A 20447-nucleotide genomic window follows, 5' to 3' on the forward strand; every position below is an offset into this window, starting at 1 on the left:
AAAGGTCAAAAAGGTGGAGAAAATGGCGAAAGTAAGTGTGTTGGGAGCAGGAAGCTGGGGAACTGCTCTGTCTCTTCTTCTCTGTAAAAACGGCCATGAGGTAACCCTCTGGTCTGCTCTTGAGGACGAAGTGCGTATGCTCTGCGAAAAGAGAGAGCATGAATCCAAGCTTCCCGGAGTGCGCCTTCCGGAGGATATGAAGATCACTGCAGACCTGGAAGACAGTCTGCAGGATCCGGACGTAGCGGTGCTGGCAGTGCCGTCTCCTTTTACCAGAAGCACAGCTCACAGAATGGCGCCTTTTGTAAAAAAAGGACAGATCATTGTGAACGTGGCCAAAGGTGTGGAAGAACATACTCTGATGACTTTAAGCGAGATCATCAGTGAGGAGATCCCTCAGGCAGACGTCTGTGTTCTGTCAGGTCCAAGCCATGCGGAGGAGGTGGGAAAAGGTCTTCCTACAACCTGTGTGGTCAGTGCAGAAAAAAGAGAAACTGCAGAATACCTGCAGGGGATCTTTATGAGCCCTGTTTTCCGTGTGTATACCACTCCGGATATTCTGGGAGTAGAGCTTGGAGGCGCGCTGAAAAACGTGATCGCCCTTGCGGCAGGAACAGCGGACGGTCTGGGATATGGAGATAATACCAAGGCCGCCCTGATCACCAGAGGCATTGCGGAAATTTCCCGTCTTGGCACCAAAATGGGTGCCAGAGCGGAAACCTTTTACGGCCTTTCGGGAATCGGCGATCTGGTCGTAACCTGCGCCAGTGTTCACAGCCGTAACAGAAAAGCCGGTTATCTTATGGGAAAAGGCTATACCATGCAGGAAGCCATGGATGAGGTAAAAATGGTGGTGGAAGGCGTTTATTCTGCAAGAGCGGCAAAAAGTCTTGCTGAGAAATATCAGGTGGAAATGCCTATCATTGAAGAAGTGAACAAAGTGCTTTTTGAAGACAAGCCTGCCGCAGATGCAGTGCGTGATCTGATGCTCAGGGATAAAAAGGTAGAAACGCCCATGCTTCCCTGGCAGTAAAACAATGAGCAGGAAGAAAAACAGAATTTTGGCTCAGAGGGAAGAGGAAGCCGTCTGAGCTGTATATGAAAAAGAAGCGCCTGTCCGCAGCTGACATATCAGCTATGGGCAGGCGCTTCTGTTAAGTCTGAATGATCATGGTTATAAGGGAATCCCTCTTAAATCTTCCGGAACATGAGAGCTGTGATAATCCTGGTTCAGAGTATCCAGAAGATCCATATCCTCCTGGTCAATGGTAAAATCAAAAATCCTTGCATTGGCAGCGATGCGCTCCGGATTGGTTGACTTGGGGATTACGGAAATTCCTTTCTGAACAGCCCAGCGAAGTCCTACCTGAGCCGGTGTGTGCGCATATTTTGTTCCGAGAACGCAGAGAACATCGTGATCCAGATAGGCTCCTCTTGCCAGAGGCGCATAGGCCTGTACCTGAATGCCGTTGTCCTGGCAGTAGTCGATCAGCTCTTTCGGATAACATAATGGATGACATTCAATCTGGTTTACAGCCGGCACAATACCGGATATTTTTTTCAGTTCTTCCAGATTGTGGATGTTAAAGTTGCTGACGCCAATGGAACGGGCGCGCCCGGAGCTTAATATTTTTTCCATTTCCTTCCATGTGTTCAGATAACAGCCGGGTACCGGCCAGTGAACCAGGTAGAGGTCAATGTAATCCAGACCCAGACGGTCAAGGCTTCTCTGGAATGCTCCGCTTATGTCGCCCAGGCGCTGGGCGGTATTCCAGACTTTGGTAGTGACAAACAGTTCTTTTCTGGAAACGCCGCATCTGGCGATCCCCCTGCCTACACTTTCTTCGTTTTTGTAAACAGAAGCAGTGTCAATCAGACGATAGCCGTTCTGCACGGCGCTGATCACAGCATTCTCTGCTTCGTTATCTCCGGTAGCTTTATATACACCCAGTCCTAAAAGGGGCATTTTCTGATCGTTGTTTAAAAATACAGCGGTTGTCAAAGCAGTTCCTCCTTGCCTTTGGCCTGTTTCAGACCGATTCCAACATATTTGTTTACTCGCATGTGTGCTATTATACCATATAAATGTGAAAGAAGAACATCAAATTTATTAAATATTTACTACGAAGAGGACAGAATATATTATGTTAATAAAAAAACATTAATGTTATAAAAATAACAAAAAAATAATGCTATAGAAAAATAACACAAATATACAGAAGCAGAAGGAAAGATTTCCTGCTATTTTATATGAATTTAATGATTATTTCCTTGCGTATCCAGGGGGAAAGATGTATAATAACTATAATTGATAAATTCTTGTCATAAGTCTGCACTTTTTTAAAAAGTGGAGGTTCTGTTTCCCGGAGGAGACAGAGAAAGGAGAAGATAAAATGCACCTTATTAAAGACGAAAACGGCAATCTGATCCAGCACGGACATGAGCATGTCCATGAACACACTCATGAGCATACCCATGCGGACGGAGTGACACATTCTCACGCCCACACTCATGAGAGCGGCGGAGAACATGCTCATTCTCACGGAGAAGGATGCCAGGAACATACACATGAACACTGCGGTTCCTGCCAGGAAGGCGACTGCAAAAAAGAAACCATTGCTCTTCTGACTTATATGCTCCAGCACAATGAGCATCACGCACAGGAACTTGACCAGATGGCGGAAAATCTGGACAAGATGGGGCTGGCAGCTTCTGCAAAAGCCATCCGCGATGCAGTTGCTGACTTCCAGAAAAGCAACATGCGTTTGGGACTTGCCCTGACACTTGTAAAAGAGGAACTGAAATAACAGACAGAAGATCAGGAGGTGGCACCAATGTGTCTTGCAACTGTATACAAAGAAAGTGACGATTCCGTTATTTTTAAAAATGTAAGCCGTATTGATGTGGACGGAGACAAAGTGATCCTCCGGGACATTATGGGAGATGAGAGAGTTGTGGAAGGCCGCATTCTCATGGTGGATCTGGCAAACAGTATTGTAAAGCTCTGCTGCGAATAACAGATGCCTGTGGAAGTGACAGAGCGGATCTGTTATAAAAATACGCGGAGGTAAGAGCCGATGGCATCAGTAAAGTTATCTGACATGATGAAAAAAAGACAGCTTCTGTCCTTTGAGCTGTTTCCTCCCAAAACAGACCGGGGAATGGCAAATCTCTCAGAGACCATTCAGCAGCTGTGCAGATATAAGCCGGAATATATTTCTGTTACTTATGGCGCTGGCGGCGGAAATGTTGGAGCCAACCGTGAGGTATGCCGGATGGTCAGAAACGCCGGGACTGTACCGGTCACTCATTTTACAGTGATCAGAAACACAAAGCAGGGGATCAGGGAACAGCTTGAAACTTATCTGAAAGAGGGTGTGGATCATATCCTTGCGCTGCGCGGGGATTTTCCGAGAGGCGAAACCTCAACAGGCGGAGATTTTAACTATGCCACAGATCTTGTAAAGTTTATCCGTGATGAATTCGGGGAACAGTTTGAAATCGCGGTGGCGGGGTCTCCGGAAGGCCATATTTCTTGCCGCAGTCTGGAGGCAGATATCGGAGTCCTTAAGATGAAACAGGATAATGGGGCCGACTATATTATGACTCAGCTGTGCTGGGATATGGAACAGTTTGAAAGATGGCTGGATAAGATACGGCGGGCAGGAGTGACCCTGCCGGTGGATGTGGGCATCATGCCGATCCTGGATCAGGCGGCAACCATTAACATGGCCCTTTCCCGTAATGGCTGTGTGATGGACCGTGAGCTTTCCAGGCTGATCTCCAAATACTGGATTTTCCCCAATCCTTTCGACAAAGCGCCTTTTGACGATTCGCTTGAACAGAAAAAAGCAGACTTTAAAAAGGCGGGAATTGAATATACGATCAGACAGATCGACAAATACCGTTCTCTTGGCGTAGAGGGGATCCACCTGTATGCCATGAACAAATGGAAAGACGTATCCCAGATCATTGAGAGGTCCGGTATACGCACGCTTATTTAAAATTGACACAATCAGGAGGCTGACTGTTTTATGGCACATGTAATTGCCGTCGCCGGAAAAGGCGGCGTAGGAAAGACAACCTTATGCGGAATGCTGATCCAGTATCTCTGCGAGCAGGGAAAGGGACCTGTTCTTGCTGTGGATGCGGATGCAAATTCCAATTTGAATGAAGTTCTCGGTGTGAAGGTAGATACAACACTGGGAGATGTCCGCGAAGAGATCGCTCAGGCTGAGATGGCGGCAAAGAGCCCTATTCCGGCAGGAATGTCCAAAGCAGACTATGCGGAGGTACGTTTTGAGGACGCTCTTATTGAGGACGATGATTTTGATCTGCTTGTTATGGGAAGAACCCAGGGAAAAGGCTGCTACTGCTATGTAAACGGTCTTCTTCAGGCACAGCTTGCAAAATATCAGAATAATTATCCATACTTTGTGGTGGATAATGAGGCGGGGATGGAACACATCAGCCGAGGCGTTCTTCCGAGTATGCAGACTGCCATTCTTGTAAGCGACTGTTCCAGAAGAGGAATTCAGGCAGTGGGAAGGATTGCCAGGCTGATAGAGGAATGTAATATGCATCCTTCTACAGTGGGCCTGATCGTAAACCGCGCTCCGAAAGGGGAACTGAACCCGGGAGTTCTGGAGGAGATTGAAAATCAGGGACTGAATCTTCTGGGAGTGGTTCCTCAGGATGATGCGGTTTATGAATATGACTGCGAGGGTCGTCCCACAGCATCCCTTCCGGAGGATAATCCTGTGAAACAGGCTCTCAGAAAAATTGTGGATAATCTGAATTTATAATATATCTGAATATTCCTGCTGCGGATGCGGCAGGGATAACGTGCCGGAGAACATATTCCGGCCGCTTTTTACACACGGAAATAACCCATGGGCGGGGATGGGTTTCGCCTGCGGAGTTATTATAAAAAACGAGAAAAATATACATGAATCATTCTTGTATCATTAAAAGGAGGTCAACAATGAGTGAATTCAAATTAACGACAGTGGAAGAGTTTGAAGCTGCCACCAACAGGCTTCTGGAGACCGGAGCTAAAGTTGGCGCGGATTCCTGGCAGATGCGTGTGAAAAACCAGACCCCACACTGCAAATTCGGCGAGAAAGGTATCTGCTGCCGTATCTGTTCCATGGGACCATGCCGTATCACTGCAAAAGCACCGAGAGGTATCTGCGGATGCGACGTACACGGTATCGTAGGAAGAAACTTCCTGAAATTTACAGCAGGCGGAGCAGCTACTCATTCCGATCACGGACGTGAGATCTGTCACACACTGCACTGTACAAAAGCAGACGGAAATTATACCGTAAAGGATCCTGAGAAACTGATCCGCATCGCAAAAGAGTGGGGTGTGGAAACAGAGGGCAGAGATATCTATGATCTGGCTCATGAGATGGCTGAGGTTGGTCTTATGGAATACGGAAAACCGTTTGGTTACCAGAGATTCCTGGACAGAATGCCGGAAGGCCAGAAGGAAAAACTGATCGAGAACGAGATCGCGCCACGGGCAATCGACAGAGAGGTTTCTTCTTCTTTACATATGACTCATATGGGATGTTCTTCTCTTCCGGAGGCTCTTGTAAAACAGTCTCTGCGCTGCGGTCTTGCTGACGGATGGGGCGGTTCCATGATGGGAACAGAATTCTCTGACGTTCTGTTCGGAACTCCGAAGCCGATCGACACTGAGGCAAACCTTGGCGTTATGGTTGAAGAGAATGTAAACATTGTTGTTCACGGACATGATCCGAGTCTTTCTGAGATGATTTGTGAATATGCAGACAGCAAGGAAATGATCGACTATGCAAAATCCGTAGGAGCAAAGGGAATTACAGTATCCGGTGTATGCTGTACTTCAAACGAGGTTGCGATGCGCCGCGGTATTCCGATGGCAGGTAACTTCCTGCAGCAGGAAAACGTTGTTCTTACAGGTGCCTGTGAGGCAATCGTTGTAGACGTTCAGTGTATCTTCCCGGCTTTGGGACCACTGAGCAAATGCTTCCATACAAAATTCGTAACAACTTCTCCGATCGCTCAGATGCCTGATTCTGAATTTATCAGATTTGATGCAGAGACAGCAGGAGAGAACGCAAAAGCAATCGTTAAGATGGCGATTGATAACTTCAAAAACAGAAAACCGGAGCTTGTACACATTCCGCAGCTGAAACAGAAAGCTACTGTAGGCTACTCCTTAGAGGCGATCGTAAAAGTTCTGGACGGCGTTACCAACTCTCAGGTTGACGAGCTTGGAACAACAAAACCGCTTCTTGAGTGCATCACTTCCGGCGTTATCCGCGGTGCTGTTGCCATGGTTGGCTGCAACAACCCGAAGATCCGTCCTGACTATGCACACATTGAGCTTATGAAAAAATGTATTGCAAACGATATTATCATCATTGCTTCCGGATGTTCTGCACAGGCAGCTGCTAAAGCCGGTCTTATGGACAAAGCTGCAAAAGACCTCTGCGGCGACGGTCTGAAAAGAGTATGTGAACTGGCAGATATCCCGCCTGTATTACACATGGGTTCCTGCGTAGATATTTCACGTATGATGAACCTTGCAGCAGAGCTGGCTAAGGATGCAGGTCTTCAGATCCATCAGCTTCCGGTAGTAGGCTGTGCTCCTGAGTGGATGTCCGAAAAAGCAGTATCCATCGGTAACTATGTTGTTGGTACCGGTATTGATACCTTCCTTGGCGTTGATCCTTATGTTGAAGGTTCTGACCAGATGGGACAGCTCCTTACAGAGGGAACAAGACAGTGGACAGGCGCTGCTTACACAGTTGAGAAAGACATTGACAAATTAGTTGATCTGATGATCGAAAGAATCGAAGAAAAGAGAACTGCTCTGGGCATCTAAGGGTCCCGGCAGTGAATATTTGACAAAGGTGGATGACATAAAATGAAAATTGCAGTTACAGGAAAAGGCGGCGTGGGAAAAACCACATTTGCGGCAACACTGGCCCGTTTATATGCGGCAGAGGGAAGACCTGTGCTTGCGGCGGATGTAGATCCGGATGCAAATCTTGGTCTTGCGCTGGGATTTGATGAAGAAACACTTGATTCCATTGTACCCATCTCCAAAATGCGTAAGCTGGTAGAGGAGAGAACCGGGGCTTCCGCAAACAATCAGTTTTACCATCTGAATCCCAAGGTGGATGATATTCCGGAAAAATACGGAAAGGTCTGCAACGGGGTCAGGCTGCTTGTTCTTGGAACTGTGGAAACAGGGGGCGGCGGATGCGTATGTCCGGAGCATGTAATGCTGAAGCGTATTATCAATAACCTTGTCCTTCGCAGGGAGGATGTGGTGATCCTTGATATGGAAGCAGGGCTGGAGCATCTGGGAAGAGGGACGACCGAAGGTGTAGATGCCTTTGTGGTTGTGATCGAACCGGGTGCAAGAAGTGTTCAGACATACAAAAATGTGAAGCGTCTTGCAAAGGACCTTGGTGTGGCGCAGGTGAAGGTTGTGGCAAACAAGGTGAGAAATCAGGACGACGAAGCCTTTATCATGGAAAAGATTCCACAGGAAGATCTTTTAGGTATGATCCACTATAATACAGATGTGATCGATGCGGATCGACAGGGAAAATCCCCCTTTGATTTCAGCGAAGAGGTCACAGGTGAGATCAGAAAAATCAAAGACAGGATTGATCATCAGTGATCATAAAATAGGAGGTATAACAGTGACTTTATTTGAAAGTGTTTTCGCGGGAAATGATGCGGTTTATGGCCTCACTGAGAATGCCATTGACCAGGCTATTGAAACACATGGTGCGGACAAAGCTGTCAGCTTTCCGAATACAGCTTATTCCCTTCCATGCTACTATGCAGTAACAGGAACCAAGGTTGGTACTCTTGCAGAGTTAAAGGAAGCTCTTGCAGTTGTAAAAACTCTTATGACAAGAGAAAAAAGAACACATGACGCATTTATGTCAGGTGTTGCAACAGCTCTCTGCGCAGAGTTCATCGAGGTTCTGAAATATATCGACGGAGCAACTCCTTATGAAGAGCCATGCTACGGACATCTTGCAGATGCAGTGATCCGTGAGCTTGGTGTACCGCTTGTAACAGGCGATATCCCGGGTGTTGCAGTAATCCTTGGCAAGGCAGCTTCCGCAGAAGAGGCAGCAGCTCTTGTAAAATCCTATCAGGCGCAGGGTATCCTTGTAACACTGGTAGGCGATATCATTGATCAGCTTGCTGAGATCAACTACAAAACAGGCGCAAATGTACGTGTGATCCCGCTTGGAAAAGACGTTACATCTGTAATCCATGTTGTATCTGTTGCTCTTCGTGCAGCTCTGATCTTCGGTAACGTAAAACCGGGCGATGCAGCAACTCTGATGGAATACACAATGAAACGTGTTCCTGCATTTGTAAATGCATTTGCTCCTCTGAACGACGTGATCGTAGCATGCGGCGCAGGCGCTATCGCACTTGGATTCCCGGTAATCACAAACCAGGCTGATGTTCCGAGAGTTCCGAAGAGCCTGATCTGCCAGACAGATGTTTCCAAGTGGAACGCAACTTCTCTGGAAGCCCGTGACATTAAGATCAAGATCACAAACATTGATATCCCGGTTGCATTTGCATCTGCATTTGAGGGCGAGATCATTCGTCGTAAAGATATGCAGGTTGAGTTTGACGGCTCCCGCGTGGACTGTGCAGAGCTTGTTCAGACCTGTGACGCAAGCGAGGTAGAGGATCACAAGATCACAGTGATCGGACCGGAAGCTGACGAGATGGAGCTTGGAAGTAAAAACAGCATCGCTTATGTGGTTAAGGTTGCAGGCAAAAACATGCAGGCAGACTTTGAGCCGGTTATCGAGCGTAAATTCCATAACTACATCAACTGTATCGAGGGCGTATACCATACAGGCCAGAGAGATATGCAGCGTATCCGTATCAGCATTGATGCATTTAACGCAGGCTTCAGAATCAAACATCTTGGTGAGGTTCTTTACGCACAGGTTAAAAATGAGTTTGACGCAGTCGTTGACAAATGTGAGGTTGTGATCTACACAGATCCGGCTGAGTGTACAAGAGTACGTCATGAAGTTGCAATTCCTACTTTCGAGAAACGTGATGAGCGTCTTGACAACCTTACAGATGAGTCTGTAGACGTTTACTACAGCTGTATCCTCTGTCAGGCATTCTCCCCGAGCCATGTATGCGTGGTTACACCGGAGAGACTTGGTCTTTGCGGTGCGGTTTCATGGCTGGATGCAAAAGCTACCAACGAGCTTGATCCGGCAGGTCCGTGTCAGGTGATCACAAAAGAAAGACCGATCGACGAAAATCTTGGCGCATATGAGGATGTTGATGAGGCTGTACAGAAATTCTCTCAGGGTGCTCTTGAGCATGTAACTCTGTACTCCATTATGCAGGATCCGATGACATCCTGCGGATGCTTCGAGTGTATTTGCGGTATCGAGCCGTTCTCCAACGGCGTTGTTATTGCAAACCGTGAGTATGCAGGCATGACACCTCTTGGAATGACCTTCCCTGAGATGGCTTCCATGACAGGCGGCGGTGTTCAGACACCAGGCTTTATGGGACACGGAAAACATTTCATTTCTTCCAAGAAGTTCATGAAGGCAGAGGGCGGTATCGAGCGTATCGTATGGATGCCGAAAGAGCTGAAAGAGTTTGTTGCTGAAAGACTGAATGCAACAGCAAAAGAGCTTTACGGAATTGACAACTTCACTGATATGATCGGTGATGAGACAGTAGCAGAAGATCCGGAAACACTGGTTGCATTCCTTACAGAAAAAGGACATCCGGCACTTTCTATGGATCCGATGATGTAATCTGTTCTGTCAGAAGAACAACACTGTGAAATTTTCTTCCGGACCCTGTTAAGAGTCCGGAAGATTCCATATGCCGGCATAAGGGAATTGTAAGGGCTGTGGATGATCACAAAAAGTTAAAAACACGGAAAAAAGGGCCTGTCTGTCTTGTCAATGGCCTTTATCGTGTTGTATAATAATAAACAGATCATGAATTAACATGTATTTAAATTTTTAAGAGGAGGCTAATGTAAAATGCCGTTTAATCAGAAACCACAAAAGTTTAATGCAAAGATTAACCCAGTGACAATCGGAAGCGGAGATAAGACTGTAACTATTGGCGGAGACAGCACATTTCCATTCTATACCTTTGACGCTCCTTCAGAGAACTGCGCTAAAATCGGCGTAGAGATTTCTGATATGGGTCTTGAGGGAATGTCCGAGGGAATCAAAGCATACTATGATGGAGCAACTACCATGGGAGAGATCGCAAAGAAAGCTGCAGCTATGGAAGGCGCAGATTTCGTTGCACTGAATCTGGAAGGCGGAGATCCTAATGGTGAGAACAGATCCATTGATGAATTAATCGCAGTTGTAAAAGAGGTTGCTGAGGCTGTAGACTGTCCTCTGGTTGTTGAGGGCTGCAAAAACGTAGAGAAGGATGCGGAACTTCTCCCTAAGGTTGCTGAGGCTCTTGAGGGAAGAAATGCACTGATTCTTTCCGAAAAAGAAGAAAACTACAAAGCAATCGGCGCTGCTGCAGGTCTTGCATACAATCAGATCGTAGGCGCAGAGTCAGCCGTTGATATCAACCTTGCAAAACAGCTTAACGTTGTTACCACACAGCTTGGTGTGGATGCAAAGAAGATCGTTATGAATATCGGAAGTGCAGCAGCAGGCTATGGCTATGAGTACGTAGTTTCCACTATGGACCGTATCAAAGGCGCTGCCCTGGGTCAGAATGACAATATGCTGCAGATGCCTATTATTACACCTGTATCCGCAGAGACATGGGGAGTAAAGGAAGCTACAGCTTCTGAAGCTGACATGCCGGAGTGGGGACCGCAGGATGAGCGTGGAATTGACATGGAAGTTATGACAGCTGCTGCAGACCTTGCAGCCGGTTCCGATGCTGTTATCTTAAGACATCCGGAATCCATCAAAACAATTTCCAAGATGATCAAAGCACTTGCGTAACGAATAGGAGGAAAATAGAGCTATGGCACTGAATGGTATTCAGATCTTTAAATTAACACCAAAGAAAAACTGTAAGGAATGTGGATGCCCGACATGTATGGCTTTCGCTATGAAAGTTGCACAGGGCGCTATGCAGATTGAGCAGTGTCCGCATATGTCTGACGAGGCACTGGCATCTCTTTCTGAGGCAACTGCTCCGCCGATGAAAACAATCAAGATTGGTACAGGCGACGGTGAGTTTACTCTTGGAGGAGAGACTGTACTTTTCAGACATGAAAAAACATTTGTAAGCAAAACAAGATATGCAGTTGCACTCTGCACAGATATGACTGACGCAGAAGTAGAAGCCAAGCTTGCTGAGATCCCGGTTGTAGATTATGACCGTATTGGAGAGAGAATGCATGTTGAGCTTGTATATGTAAACTGCGGAGAAGGCGCAGATGCAGCAGCTTACACAGCACTGGTAGAAAAAGCAAAAGGTCTTGGAAGAACTCTGGTTCTGGGATGTACAGATCCTGAGATCGCTAAGGCTGCTCTTGAAGTATGCAAGGACTCCAAGCCAGTTCTCAATGGCGCAAATGCTTCCAACTATGAGGCAATGAACGCTGTTGCAACTGAGGCAGGCGTTGTTCTCGGCGTATCCGGAAGCGACATCAACGAGCTTTATGATACAGTAGCAGCTCTTGAGAAGCTTGGAAACAAGAACCTTGTTCTTGACACAACAGGCGCTGACGTAAAAGAGACATTTAAGAACACTGTACTGGTTCGCCGTGCAGCTCTTAAAGATCAGGACAGAACTTTTGGTTATCCGTCTCTTGTAAATCTTGTTAAGATTGCTAAAGGCGACAAACATTTACAGGCAGCACTTGCTTCCCTGTTTACTATGAAATATGGTTCCATCGTTGTTATGGAGCAGATGACTTATGCAGAGGCACTTCCGCTTTATGGCCTGCGTCAGAACGTATTTACTGACCCGCAGAAGCCAATGAAAGTAGAGCCGGGCATTTACCCGCTGAACGGAGCAGATGAGAACTCTCTGGTAGTCACCACTGTAGACTTTGCTCTTACATATTTCGTTGTATCCGGCGAGCTGGAGCGCTCCGGTGTTCCGCTTAATCTTGTGATCAACGATGCAGGCGGACTTTCCGTACTTACTTCCTGGGCTGCCGGCAAGTTTTCCAGCACCAGCATCTCTACCTTTATCAAAGAAGAGGTTGAGCCGAAGGTTAAATGCCGTAAGCTTGTGATCCCGGGTAAGGTTGCAGTTCTGAAGGGCGATCTGGAAGCAAAACTTCCGGGATGGGAGATCATCGTAGGTCCAAGAGAAGCAGTACAGCTTGTGAAGTTCTTAAAAGATATGCAGGCATAAGCCACATAAATATACTTCGGACAGGAAAGGATCTTTCCTTTCCAGGTCCGTATTAAACCACGTAAAGGAGAACACAGGTATGTCAAAATTTATCACAATTGGTGAAAGACTTTCAACAACAGCACCGGCAGTAAACAAAGCGTTTACAGAAAGAGATCCGGAGCCGATCCTTAAAAGGGCAAAACAGCAGCTTGATGCAGGCGCTACTTATCTGGATGTAAATATCGGACCTGCTGAGAACGATGGTCCTGAACTTATGAAATGGGCAGTTCAGCTTCTTCAGGGCAACTTTGACAATGTTCCGCTGGCACTGGATACTTCCAACGTAGCAGCTATTGAAGCTGGTATTTCCGTATACAACCGTTCCAAAGGAAAACCGATCGTAAACTCTGCTGACGCAGCAGGAAGAATCGAATACGTTGATCTTGCAGCAGCTAACGATGCGATCGTTATTGCTCTCTGCAACGGTGAAGGTATTGCAAAAGACAATGATGAGCGTATGATGTTCATGCAGACACTGATGGAGCGCGGTATGGAGCACGGCATGGATGTTGAGAACGATATGTGGTTTGACCCGCTGTTCCTGGTTATCAAAGGAATGCAGGACAAACAGATGGAAGTTCTTGAGTTCATTAAAATGATCTCTGACATGGGCATGAAGAGTACTGGCGGTCTTTCCAACAACTCCAATGGTATGCCGAAGCACATCCGTCCGATCATGGATTCTGCTATGGTAGCTATGGCTATGATGCAGGGACTTACCTCCGCAATCGTAAACCCGAACGATCTTCGTCTGATGGAGACTATTAAGTCTTGTGATATCATCAAGAATAATAATCTGTACGCAGATTCTTATCTGGATATCTGATTTTTACATGTGGATCACAGAGAGGGCTGGAGACTTCGGTCTTCGGCCCTTTCTTTATATCAGAAGAAAGGTGGTTGCTTTTTGTTTAAGGTAACATTTGCATTTGAAGATGGCAGTGTGGTAGAGACGTATGCCAATGAGGGAGATAATCTGCTGGAAATCGCACGTGAGGCAAATGTGGCGATCGATGCCCCCTGTTCCGGTAACGGAGCCTGTGGGAAATGCCGCGTGCAGCTCAAATGCGGAGAGCTGAACACCAAAAAAACACTTCACATTAGTGACGAAGAATTTCAGAATGGCTGGCGTCTTGCCTGTATGAGCAAAATTACTGCGGACGTGGAAGTGCTTGTACCGGATATCGCCTCTGCCTATAAAAGCAGAATGAAGGTTGCGGACCTGAGTTCGAAAGAAGAGCTTGCTATTTTTGAAAATGCCAAGCGGGAAGTGGAGCTGGCAGGAATTGAATTAAAGAACAGTCTGGACATCGTGGAAGTAAAGATGGAACCTCCAACTCTGGACGACACCATGCCGGATGTGGAAAGGCTTACCCGGGCTCTCCGTAAATTTATGAACCTGAAGCGTGTAAGGATTCCTTACGCAGTTCTCAGAAAACTGCCGGATGTTTTGAGAGAAAGCAATTTTACAGTAAAATGTGTCCTTCGTACAACTCCGGACGACATGTTTGTTTATGATGTTTTTGACAGCAGAGAAGAGGTTGTCATCGGCGGACTTGCAGTGGATATTGGTACAACAACCGTATCTGCAGTTCTGATCAATATGGAAACAGGAGAAATCCTTGCAAAAAGTTCTGCAGGAAACGGACAGATCCGCTTTGGCGCTGATGTGATCAACCGTATTATTGAGGCAGAGAAGCCGGGAGGAAGAGAAAGACTTCAGGATGCAGTGATCAAAGAAACGATCAATCCAATGATCCATGAAATGTGCCGGAGCGCTCATTTTCCGGAAAAACAGATCTACCGTATGTGCGTGGCATCCAATACCACAATGAATCATCTCTTTGCAGGGATCAATGCCGATCCTCTTCGTATGGAGCCATATATTCCGGCATTTTTTAAAACAAATTCTCTGTTTGCTTCAGATATTGGCATTGATATCAATCAGGATGCCCATATCATCATAGCTCCTAACATCGGAAGCTATGTAGGCGGAGATATTACAGCAGGTACCCTTGTCAGCATGATCTGGAACAGACCGGAGTTTTCTCTGTTTATTGACCTTGGAACCAATGGAGAACTTGTTTTCGGCAATTCTGACTTTATGATGAGCTGTGCATGTTCAGCCGGACCGGCTTTTGAGGGCGGAGATATCAGCTGCGGTATGCGCGCAACAGATGGGGCCATAGAGGCCTGCACCATTGATAAGGAGACTATGGAGCCTTCTTATAAGATAGTCGGTGAGCCGGGAACAAAACCGGTGGGACTTTGCGGTTCCGGTATCATTGATGTGATCAGCGAGCTGTTTTCAGCCGGGATCATTAATCCGAAAGGTAAATTTATCCGTGAGGGAAGAAGAATCCGTCATGATAAATACGGTATGGGAAGTTATGTGATCGCCTTCGAGGAGGAAGCAGGTTCTTCCAAGGATGTGGAGATCACAGAGGTGGATATTGATAACTTTATCCGCGCCAAGGGAGCAATTTTCTCAGCAATACGTACCATGCTTTCATCACTGGATTTTGATGTTTCCATGATTGATGACGTGTATGTGGCCGGCGGAATCGGAAGCGGTATCAATATGCGTAATGCAGTAAGAATCGGAATGCTTCCGGACATTCCTCTTAAAAAATTCCATTATATCGGAAATTCTTCGCTGTCAGGCGCATACCTGATGCTTTTGTCCACTCCTGCGGAGAAAAAGACATATGAGCTGGCAGCAAATATGACATATATGGAGCTTTCCACAGTGCCCACCTATATGGATGAGTTTGTGGGAGCCTGCTTTATTCCCCATACGGACAGTTCTCTGTTTCCGTCTGCAGAATAAAACAATAAAAGAATGTCCAGATCAGGAAAAGAGCGGCAGTACAGCTTCCTGACCCGGATATGAGAACAGGAAAAGAATCAGATTTTACAGAGGTGTGCTATGAGTTCTGACTTAAATGAAGTAAAATCCGTCAGTCTGTCAGAGGAAGGATCCGTAGGTGACAGACTGGGATATGAAAAAGACAGCAAGGAGAGAATGCCCTGGGAGCATTATCTGGAGGAGTTCCGGAAAGCAGATCCGAAAGAGATTTCCAGTCGTCTTTCCATTCCTTATGATGAAACGGAAAAAAGCTTTGAGCTTCCGTTTCTGGGAAGTGTCTATTACATTTCCTGGCCTGATTTTCACGTGACTCACAAAGAGGACAAAAAGGGTTACTATCCTCTTGAGGAGATGGTATATGCCAGGATTCTGACTATTCGTTTCCTTCTGGGAGGAATGAGCTCTCAGGGAACCGGAAAAATGAAAACCTACAGGGAAATGCCCTGGGGAGAAGTGTATTTGCGGCAGTTTGACGGACGCTGCATCAAACGTCTTGCCTTTTCCTATGGAAATCGTCTGAAGGATTTTAAAGCTGTTATGGAGCATATTCAGGCAGTTCCTGTAAACCACGGGGATCTTGCCTATGAAATTGAAATTTACCCGGATTATCAGGTGCAGATGATTCTCTGGGAGGGGGATGATGAGTTTCCGCCTTCGTCTCAGATTCTGTTTTCAGATAACTTTCCGGTATCCTTTCAGGCAGAGGATATGGCTGTGATGGGAGATGTGATCATCGGGGCTCTGAAAGCATTTGGAAAAGTAACAGGTTAAGATAAAAAATACAGTTGTGACAAAAGGGATCAGCTGTGTATCATCATCAGGAGGGTAAAACTATGGGATTTTCAACAAGTACATGTACAGAGTTTGTTGAAGTACTGGCTTCCAAAGCACCGGTACCGGGCGGCGGCGGCGCTTCCGCACTTGTTGCGGCAGTGGGAACTGCACTTGGAAATATGGTAGGAAGCCTGACAGTAGGAAAAAAGAAATATGCGGATGTAGAAGATGAAATGTGGGAGCTGAAAGCAAAATGTGATCAGCTTCAGAAAGATTTCCTCCGTCTCATCGAAAGAGATGCGGAAGTATTTGAGCCTCTTTCCAAAGCATATGGAATGCCGAGAGAAACGGAAGAAGAAAAGGCTGAAAAGGCAAGAGTCATGGAGATCGTTCTCAAGGATGCCTGCTCCGTACCGATGGAGATCATGGAAAAATGCTGCGAGGCTATTGAGCTGATCGTGGAATTTGGCGCAAAGGGCTCCAAGCTTGCTATCAGTGATGCAGGCGTAGGCGCTGCTTTCTGCAAGGCAGCTTTAAAAGGCGCCAGCCTGAATGTGTACATAAACACAAAATCCATGGCAGACAGAGAGTATGCAGAAGAGCTGAACAGAAAAGCTGATGCAATGCTTGAGAAATATACAAAGATTGCTGACGAAACCTTTGACAGTGTTCTTGGAAGACTGAAATAACAGCAGTATTTTTATAAAAACAGCAGTTTTATTTTAGGAGGAATAATAAAATGGCAAAACAGTTATTGGGAAAAGAAGTAACAGCAGCGCTGAACGAGAAAATTAAAGCAAATGTAGCAGAGCTTCAGGCAAAGGGTGTAAATCCTACACTGTGCATTATCCGTGTTGGCGAGAATCCAAGTGATATTTCCTATGAGAAAGGCGCTACCAAACGCTGCGAGACACTTGGCGTAGCATGTGAAAAAATCCTTCTTCCGGGAGACGTTTCCCAGGATGAGCTTCTTGCAACAATTGATAAAGTAAACAAAGACGACCATATCCATGGCGTTCTTCTGTTCCGTCCTCTTCCGAAGCATCTGGATCAGGCAGTGATCGAAAATGCTCTTGCTGCAGAAAAAGACGTTGACTGTATGACAGATCTTTCCATGTCCGGTGTATTCACAGGCAAAAAGATCGGTTTCCCGCCATGTACACCACAGGCATGCATGGAAATTCTTGATCATTACGGAATTGACTGCACAGGCAAAAAAGCAGTTGTGATCGGAAGAAGCCTTGTAGTAGGAAAACCGGCAGCTATGATGCTGGTTAAGAAAAACGCAACTGTTACTATCTGCCACACAAGAACCGTTGATATGCCGTCTGTTGCAAGAGAGGCTGATATTGTGATCGTAGCAGCAGGACGCGCAGGCGTTGTAGGCGCTGATTATGTAAGAGAAGGACAGACTATCATTGACGTAGGTATCAATGTAAATGCAGAAGGCAAGCTCTGCGGAGATGTTGACTATGCAGCAGTTGAGCCGATCGTAGACGCTATCACACCGGTACCGGGCGGAGTTGGAAGTGTTACAACATCTGTTCTGGTTGGCCATGTGGTAGAAGCAGCAATGAGAAAGGTAAATGGATGATTTTTTCTCGGAAGAATAAGCTCTTCTGGGGGAATCTGACCCTGACGGGCGCTCTGATTTTCGGGGCGCCTGTTTTTGCATTGGCAGACAAAGCGCCTGATCCGTCAGAAATACAGGGCCCTGTAAGGAAACCTCAGGAAGAAAATAAAGCTGTACAGAAAAACGGAGACTCAGATAACCTGTCAGGAAAGACTGACGGAAACAACAAAGACAGGGAAACAGACTACTCAGAAGAAGGGCAGATCAGCAAGCCTTCCTATTCTTATGAAAGTGGTCCCGGGACAGAGGGCTTTGTAGATGATTCTACAGATAATACCTATGGCTATTATACGATTATGGGAGCAACCACCGTTACTCTGGAAGAAATGACCTCCCTTTATGAGGAAAACGGGGCAGAGTATCCTTCTTCTTTAAAAGAGGGCGGTGCAGAGACCATTGAGGATTTCTGCAGCATTATTCTGGAAGAAGCGGAACTGGAAGGCGTTCGTGGAGAGGTGGTTTATGTGCAGGCCATGCTGGAAACAGGGTGGCTTCAGTTTGGCGGAGACGCAGTGGAAAGTCAGTACAACTTTTCCGGCCTTGGAACAACAGGCAGAGGAGTACAGGGAAATTCCTATCCGGATGTGCGAACCGGAATCCGGGCTCAGGTCCAGCATCTGAAGGCTTATGCCAGCACAGAGGAATTAAATGAAAACTGTGTGGATTCCAGATTTGATATGGTTACAAGAGGTTCCGCTCCCTATGTGGAGTGGCTGGGAATCCAGGAGAACCCTAACGGAGGCGGCTGGGCTGCCGGAGCCGGGTACGGGGAGAAGCTGACAAAGCTGCTTGAAGATATGAAGGAAGAATAATCCGGAAATAAAAATATTTCATACAAATAGGTACAATAGTTACAGGTGTTAAAAGACCTTCCGCCTTCTACTATCTGAAGCTACTGTACCTTTCTTATATCCATTCCGCCCGTCAGACACGGCCGGGGGAGTGCAGAGGGGTTCGGTCAGAGAACCCCTTCTGCGTAATTTACTTTAATCCAGTTTGATTTCTTCCAGCTCTTTTTCCGGCAGTTTTTTGGAAGAATCCTTAAGATACTGCTTCAATGCTTTGGAGGATGTTGCAAAGGGAACGTTGGTTCCCGCACCGCCCATGCAGCCGCCCGGACAGGCCATACCCTCGATCATACATCCTTTCAGCTTGCCTGCCTTTGCAAGAGTCAGCATTTTTTTGCAGTCAGCAAGAGTTTCCGCATGTTCGATATGAACCGGAACTTCCGGATAATATTCTTTCAGACAGGCTTCGATGGCGCCGGCCACACCGCCTGCAACTGCATAGCCGCGTCCGGCAGCAGTGGCATTATGGAGAGATTCATCGCCCTCAAAAGAAGTCGGATCGATCTCTCTGGCATCAAACATGGCAGAAAGCTCTTCAAAGGTCACGACAAAATCCACATCGCTTCGTACAGAGGTACGCATAGCCTCCAGTTTTTTTGAGGCACAGGGACCTACGAAAACAACCTTGGCATCCGGATGCTCCTGTTTTACCTTACGGGCAGTGGCAACCATAGGAGTAAGCTCCTGAGAAATATTGTCGATCATGTCCGGGAAAAATTTCTTTGCCATCATGGACCAGGAAGGACAGCAGGAGGTCAGAAGAAACGGAAGGTTTCCGGTAGCAACTTCCTTTGCATAGTGGTGCGCCTCGGAAATAGCTCCGATATCTGCTCCCAGAGCAACCTCGTACACATCGGAGAAGCCAAGGATCTCAAGGGCGGTTTTAAATTTACGTGGTGTTACGTCCTCTCCGAACTGACTGATATAAGCAGGAGCCACAATGGCAATGATCTTATTTCCTTCACGCAGAGAGTGGGCAAGCTGGAAAATCTGAGATTTGTCAGAAATGGCTCCAAAAGGACAGCTTACCATACACATACCGCAGGAAACACATTTGTCATCCAGGATTTCTGCACGTCCCTGTTCGTCGCTTCCGATGGCCTTTACGCCGCAGGCCTGTTCGCATGGACGGATATTGTGAGAGATGGCATCATAAGGACATACGGCTTTACATTTTCCGCATTTGATACATTTATCCTGATCAATACAGGATTTGCCATTGATCATGGAAATGGCGCCCTTGGGACAGGCCTGCATACATGGGTGAGCCACACAGCCTCTGCACATGTCGCTGACAATATATTTGTTGGGAGGGCAGGCCGCACAGGCAGAAGGAATTACCTGCATAAGGGGCGGTTCATAATATTTTTCATCAATATTGCTGGCTTCCAGTCCTGAAGTCAGATGAACCGCTCTGTTTTCCGGACGGAGAGAAAGTCCCATTGCAAGACGTACACGCTCACTTGCCACAGCACGCTCACGGTAAATGCTCTCTCTGTACTGTGCCCGTTCTTCCACAATGTTATAGGGAATTGCCTCAATGTCATGAATGAGAGTTTCATCTTTGGATTCAAATCCGACTTTTGCCACTTCTGTAAAAATTTTATGACGTATCTGTTTTACAGGAGTATCCAGGTTTCTCATAATCACTATCTCCTTTGTGTATATTTGTCTACCAGTTCTTCTAATCATATATGAAAAAAATTTTAAAATCAATATTTATCCTGTACTTTTAAAAGCACAAGTGAGACATATGGGGAAAAATGTTATCGTTTGGGGTAAAGTGGCCTGTATTTGGACCAGTTTGCTGAAAAATGGATATAAATTGTATGGTTTACGGTAAGAATATCTGTATAATTGGAGAAAAAATAACAACAATGTTTAAACTATAACAAACTTTTTG

The 20447-nt window shown here is 46.4% G+C and carries 18 protein-coding genes; 16 read left to right on the forward strand and 2 right to left on the reverse strand.

All coding sequences use genetic code 11. The features are described 5' to 3' along the window. Positions 1–22: 22 nt before the first annotated feature. The gene (locus QVP40_RS03900; RefSeq protein WP_022067186.1) at positions 23–1033 is read left to right on the forward strand and encodes an NAD(P)H-dependent glycerol-3-phosphate dehydrogenase; all 1011 of its coding nucleotides are present in this window, start codon (positions 23–25) and stop codon (positions 1031–1033) included. 141 nt (positions 1034–1174) lie between these two features. Here the strand turns inward: QVP40_RS03900 and QVP40_RS03905 are convergent, their stop codons facing one another. Further along, the gene (locus QVP40_RS03905; RefSeq protein WP_022067187.1) at positions 1175–2002 is read right to left on the reverse strand and encodes an aldo/keto reductase; all 828 of its coding nucleotides are present in this window, start codon (positions 2000–2002) and stop codon (positions 1175–1177) included. Positions 2003–2393: 391 nt separating this feature from the next. On the opposite strand from QVP40_RS03905, the gene QVP40_RS03910 reads away from it, so the two are divergent. The 15 genes from QVP40_RS03910 to QVP40_RS03980 all read left to right on the forward strand — a co-directional run bounded on the left by QVP40_RS03910 (position 2394) and on the right by QVP40_RS03980 (position 18508). Then, complete coding sequence (locus QVP40_RS03910) at positions 2394–2807, forward strand: hypothetical protein (RefSeq protein WP_022067188.1); 414 nt, start codon at positions 2394–2396, stop codon at positions 2805–2807. A 27-nt stretch (positions 2808–2834) separates the two neighbouring features. Next, a complete protein-coding gene (locus QVP40_RS03915; RefSeq protein WP_022067189.1) occupies positions 2835–3017 on the forward strand; it encodes a CooT family nickel-binding protein in 183 nt (60 codons plus the stop codon). Positions 3018–3077: 60 nt separating this feature from the next. After that, a complete protein-coding gene (locus QVP40_RS03920) occupies positions 3078–4004 on the forward strand; it encodes a methylenetetrahydrofolate reductase (RefSeq protein ID WP_022067190.1) in 927 nt (308 codons plus the stop codon). 30 nt (positions 4005–4034) lie between these two features. Beyond that, positions 4035–4805: a nucleotide-binding protein gene (locus tag QVP40_RS03925; protein WP_022067191.1), complete on the forward strand. Its 771-nt coding sequence runs from the start codon at positions 4035–4037 to the stop codon at positions 4803–4805. 179 nt (positions 4806–4984) lie between these two features. After that, entirely contained in the window at positions 4985–6877 is a 1893-nt protein-coding gene (gene cooS, locus QVP40_RS03930; RefSeq protein ID WP_022067192.1) for an anaerobic carbon-monoxide dehydrogenase catalytic subunit, read from the forward strand. 42 nt (positions 6878–6919) lie between these two features. Further along, entirely contained in the window at positions 6920–7684 is a 765-nt protein-coding gene (locus tag QVP40_RS03935; protein WP_022067193.1) for a nucleotide-binding protein, read from the forward strand. 22 nt (positions 7685–7706) lie between these two features. Beyond that, positions 7707–9833 carry an acetyl-CoA decarbonylase/synthase complex subunit alpha/beta gene (acsB, locus tag QVP40_RS03940; protein ID WP_022067194.1) on the forward strand — a complete coding sequence of 709 codons (2127 nt, stop codon included), beginning with the start codon at positions 7707–7709 and terminating at the stop codon, positions 9831–9833. Positions 9834–10067: 234 nt separating this feature from the next. After that, positions 10068–11009, forward strand: a complete 942-nt coding sequence (gene acsD / locus QVP40_RS03945) for an acetyl-CoA decarbonylase/synthase complex subunit delta (RefSeq protein ID WP_022067195.1) — start codon at positions 10068–10070, stop codon at positions 11007–11009. Between the two features lie 22 nt (positions 11010–11031). Beyond that, on the forward strand, positions 11032–12378 hold the full coding sequence (acsC, locus tag QVP40_RS03950; RefSeq protein ID WP_022067196.1) for an acetyl-CoA decarbonylase/synthase complex subunit gamma: 1347 nt from the start codon (positions 11032–11034) through the stop codon (positions 12376–12378). 79 nt (positions 12379–12457) lie between these two features. After that, positions 12458–13246, forward strand: a complete 789-nt coding sequence (gene acsE, locus QVP40_RS03955; protein ID WP_022067197.1) for a carbon monoxide dehydrogenase/acetyl-CoA synthase methytransferase subunit — start codon at positions 12458–12460, stop codon at positions 13244–13246. Positions 13247–13327: 81 nt separating this feature from the next. Then, a complete protein-coding gene (gene acsV, locus QVP40_RS03960; protein WP_022067198.1) occupies positions 13328–15250 on the forward strand; it encodes a corrinoid activation/regeneration protein AcsV in 1923 nt (640 codons plus the stop codon). Between the two features lie 99 nt (positions 15251–15349). Continuing rightward, positions 15350–16060 carry a DUF3786 domain-containing protein gene (locus QVP40_RS03965; RefSeq protein ID WP_022067199.1) on the forward strand — a complete coding sequence of 237 codons (711 nt, stop codon included), beginning with the start codon at positions 15350–15352 and terminating at the stop codon, positions 16058–16060. A 62-nt stretch (positions 16061–16122) separates the two neighbouring features. Next, positions 16123–16752, forward strand: a complete 630-nt coding sequence (locus QVP40_RS03970; RefSeq protein ID WP_022067200.1) for a cyclodeaminase/cyclohydrolase family protein — start codon at positions 16123–16125, stop codon at positions 16750–16752. Positions 16753–16802: 50 nt separating this feature from the next. Beyond that, entirely contained in the window at positions 16803–17657 is an 855-nt protein-coding gene (locus QVP40_RS03975; protein WP_022067201.1) for a bifunctional 5,10-methylenetetrahydrofolate dehydrogenase/5,10-methenyltetrahydrofolate cyclohydrolase, read from the forward strand. Beyond that, positions 17654–18508: a glucosaminidase domain-containing protein gene (locus QVP40_RS03980; RefSeq protein WP_022067202.1), complete on the forward strand. Its 855-nt coding sequence runs from the start codon at positions 17654–17656 to the stop codon at positions 18506–18508. The genes QVP40_RS03975 and QVP40_RS03980 overlap by 4 nt, the downstream gene beginning before the upstream one ends. Positions 18509–18682: 174 nt before the next feature. Here the strand turns inward: QVP40_RS03980 and QVP40_RS03985 are convergent, their stop codons facing one another. Then, on the reverse strand, positions 18683–20188 hold the full coding sequence (locus QVP40_RS03985; protein WP_022067203.1) for a 4Fe-4S dicluster domain-containing protein: 1506 nt from the start codon (positions 20186–20188) through the stop codon (positions 18683–18685). Positions 20189–20447: the final 259 nt, after the last annotated feature.

Origin of the sequence: Blautia sp. CAG:257 (genome assembly GCF_000433815.1) — a bacterium.
GTDB lineage: Bacteria > Bacillota > Clostridia > Lachnospirales > Lachnospiraceae > Blautia_A > Blautia_A caecimuris.

Coding starts and splice junctions, on each gene's coding strand:
- QVP40_RS03900 (WP_022067186.1), top strand. CDS start 23: ATGGCGAAAGTAAGTGTGTTGGGAGCAGGAAGCTGGGGAACTGCTCTG.
- QVP40_RS03910 (WP_022067188.1), top strand. CDS start 2,394: ATGCACCTTATTAAAGACGAAAACGGCAATCTGATCCAGCACGGACAT.
- QVP40_RS03915 (WP_022067189.1), top strand. CDS start 2,835: ATGTGTCTTGCAACTGTATACAAAGAAAGTGACGATTCCGTTATTTTT.
- QVP40_RS03920 (WP_022067190.1), top strand. CDS start 3,078: ATGGCATCAGTAAAGTTATCTGACATGATGAAAAAAAGACAGCTTCTG.
- QVP40_RS03925 (WP_022067191.1), top strand. CDS start 4,035: ATGGCACATGTAATTGCCGTCGCCGGAAAAGGCGGCGTAGGAAAGACA.
- cooS (WP_022067192.1), top strand. CDS start 4,985: ATGAGTGAATTCAAATTAACGACAGTGGAAGAGTTTGAAGCTGCCACC.
- QVP40_RS03935 (WP_022067193.1), top strand. CDS start 6,920: ATGAAAATTGCAGTTACAGGAAAAGGCGGCGTGGGAAAAACCACATTT.
- acsD (WP_022067195.1), top strand. CDS start 10,068: ATGCCGTTTAATCAGAAACCACAAAAGTTTAATGCAAAGATTAACCCA.
- acsC (WP_022067196.1), top strand. CDS start 11,032: ATGGCACTGAATGGTATTCAGATCTTTAAATTAACACCAAAGAAAAAC.
- acsE (WP_022067197.1), top strand. CDS start 12,458: ATGTCAAAATTTATCACAATTGGTGAAAGACTTTCAACAACAGCACCG.
- QVP40_RS03965 (WP_022067199.1), top strand. CDS start 15,350: ATGAGTTCTGACTTAAATGAAGTAAAATCCGTCAGTCTGTCAGAGGAA.
- QVP40_RS03970 (WP_022067200.1), top strand. CDS start 16,123: ATGGGATTTTCAACAAGTACATGTACAGAGTTTGTTGAAGTACTGGCT.
- QVP40_RS03975 (WP_022067201.1), top strand. CDS start 16,803: ATGGCAAAACAGTTATTGGGAAAAGAAGTAACAGCAGCGCTGAACGAG.
- QVP40_RS03980 (WP_022067202.1), top strand. CDS start 17,654: ATGATTTTTTCTCGGAAGAATAAGCTCTTCTGGGGGAATCTGACCCTG.
- QVP40_RS03985 (WP_022067203.1), bottom strand. CDS start 20,188: ATGAGAAACCTGGATACTCCTGTAAAACAGATACGTCATAAAATTTTT.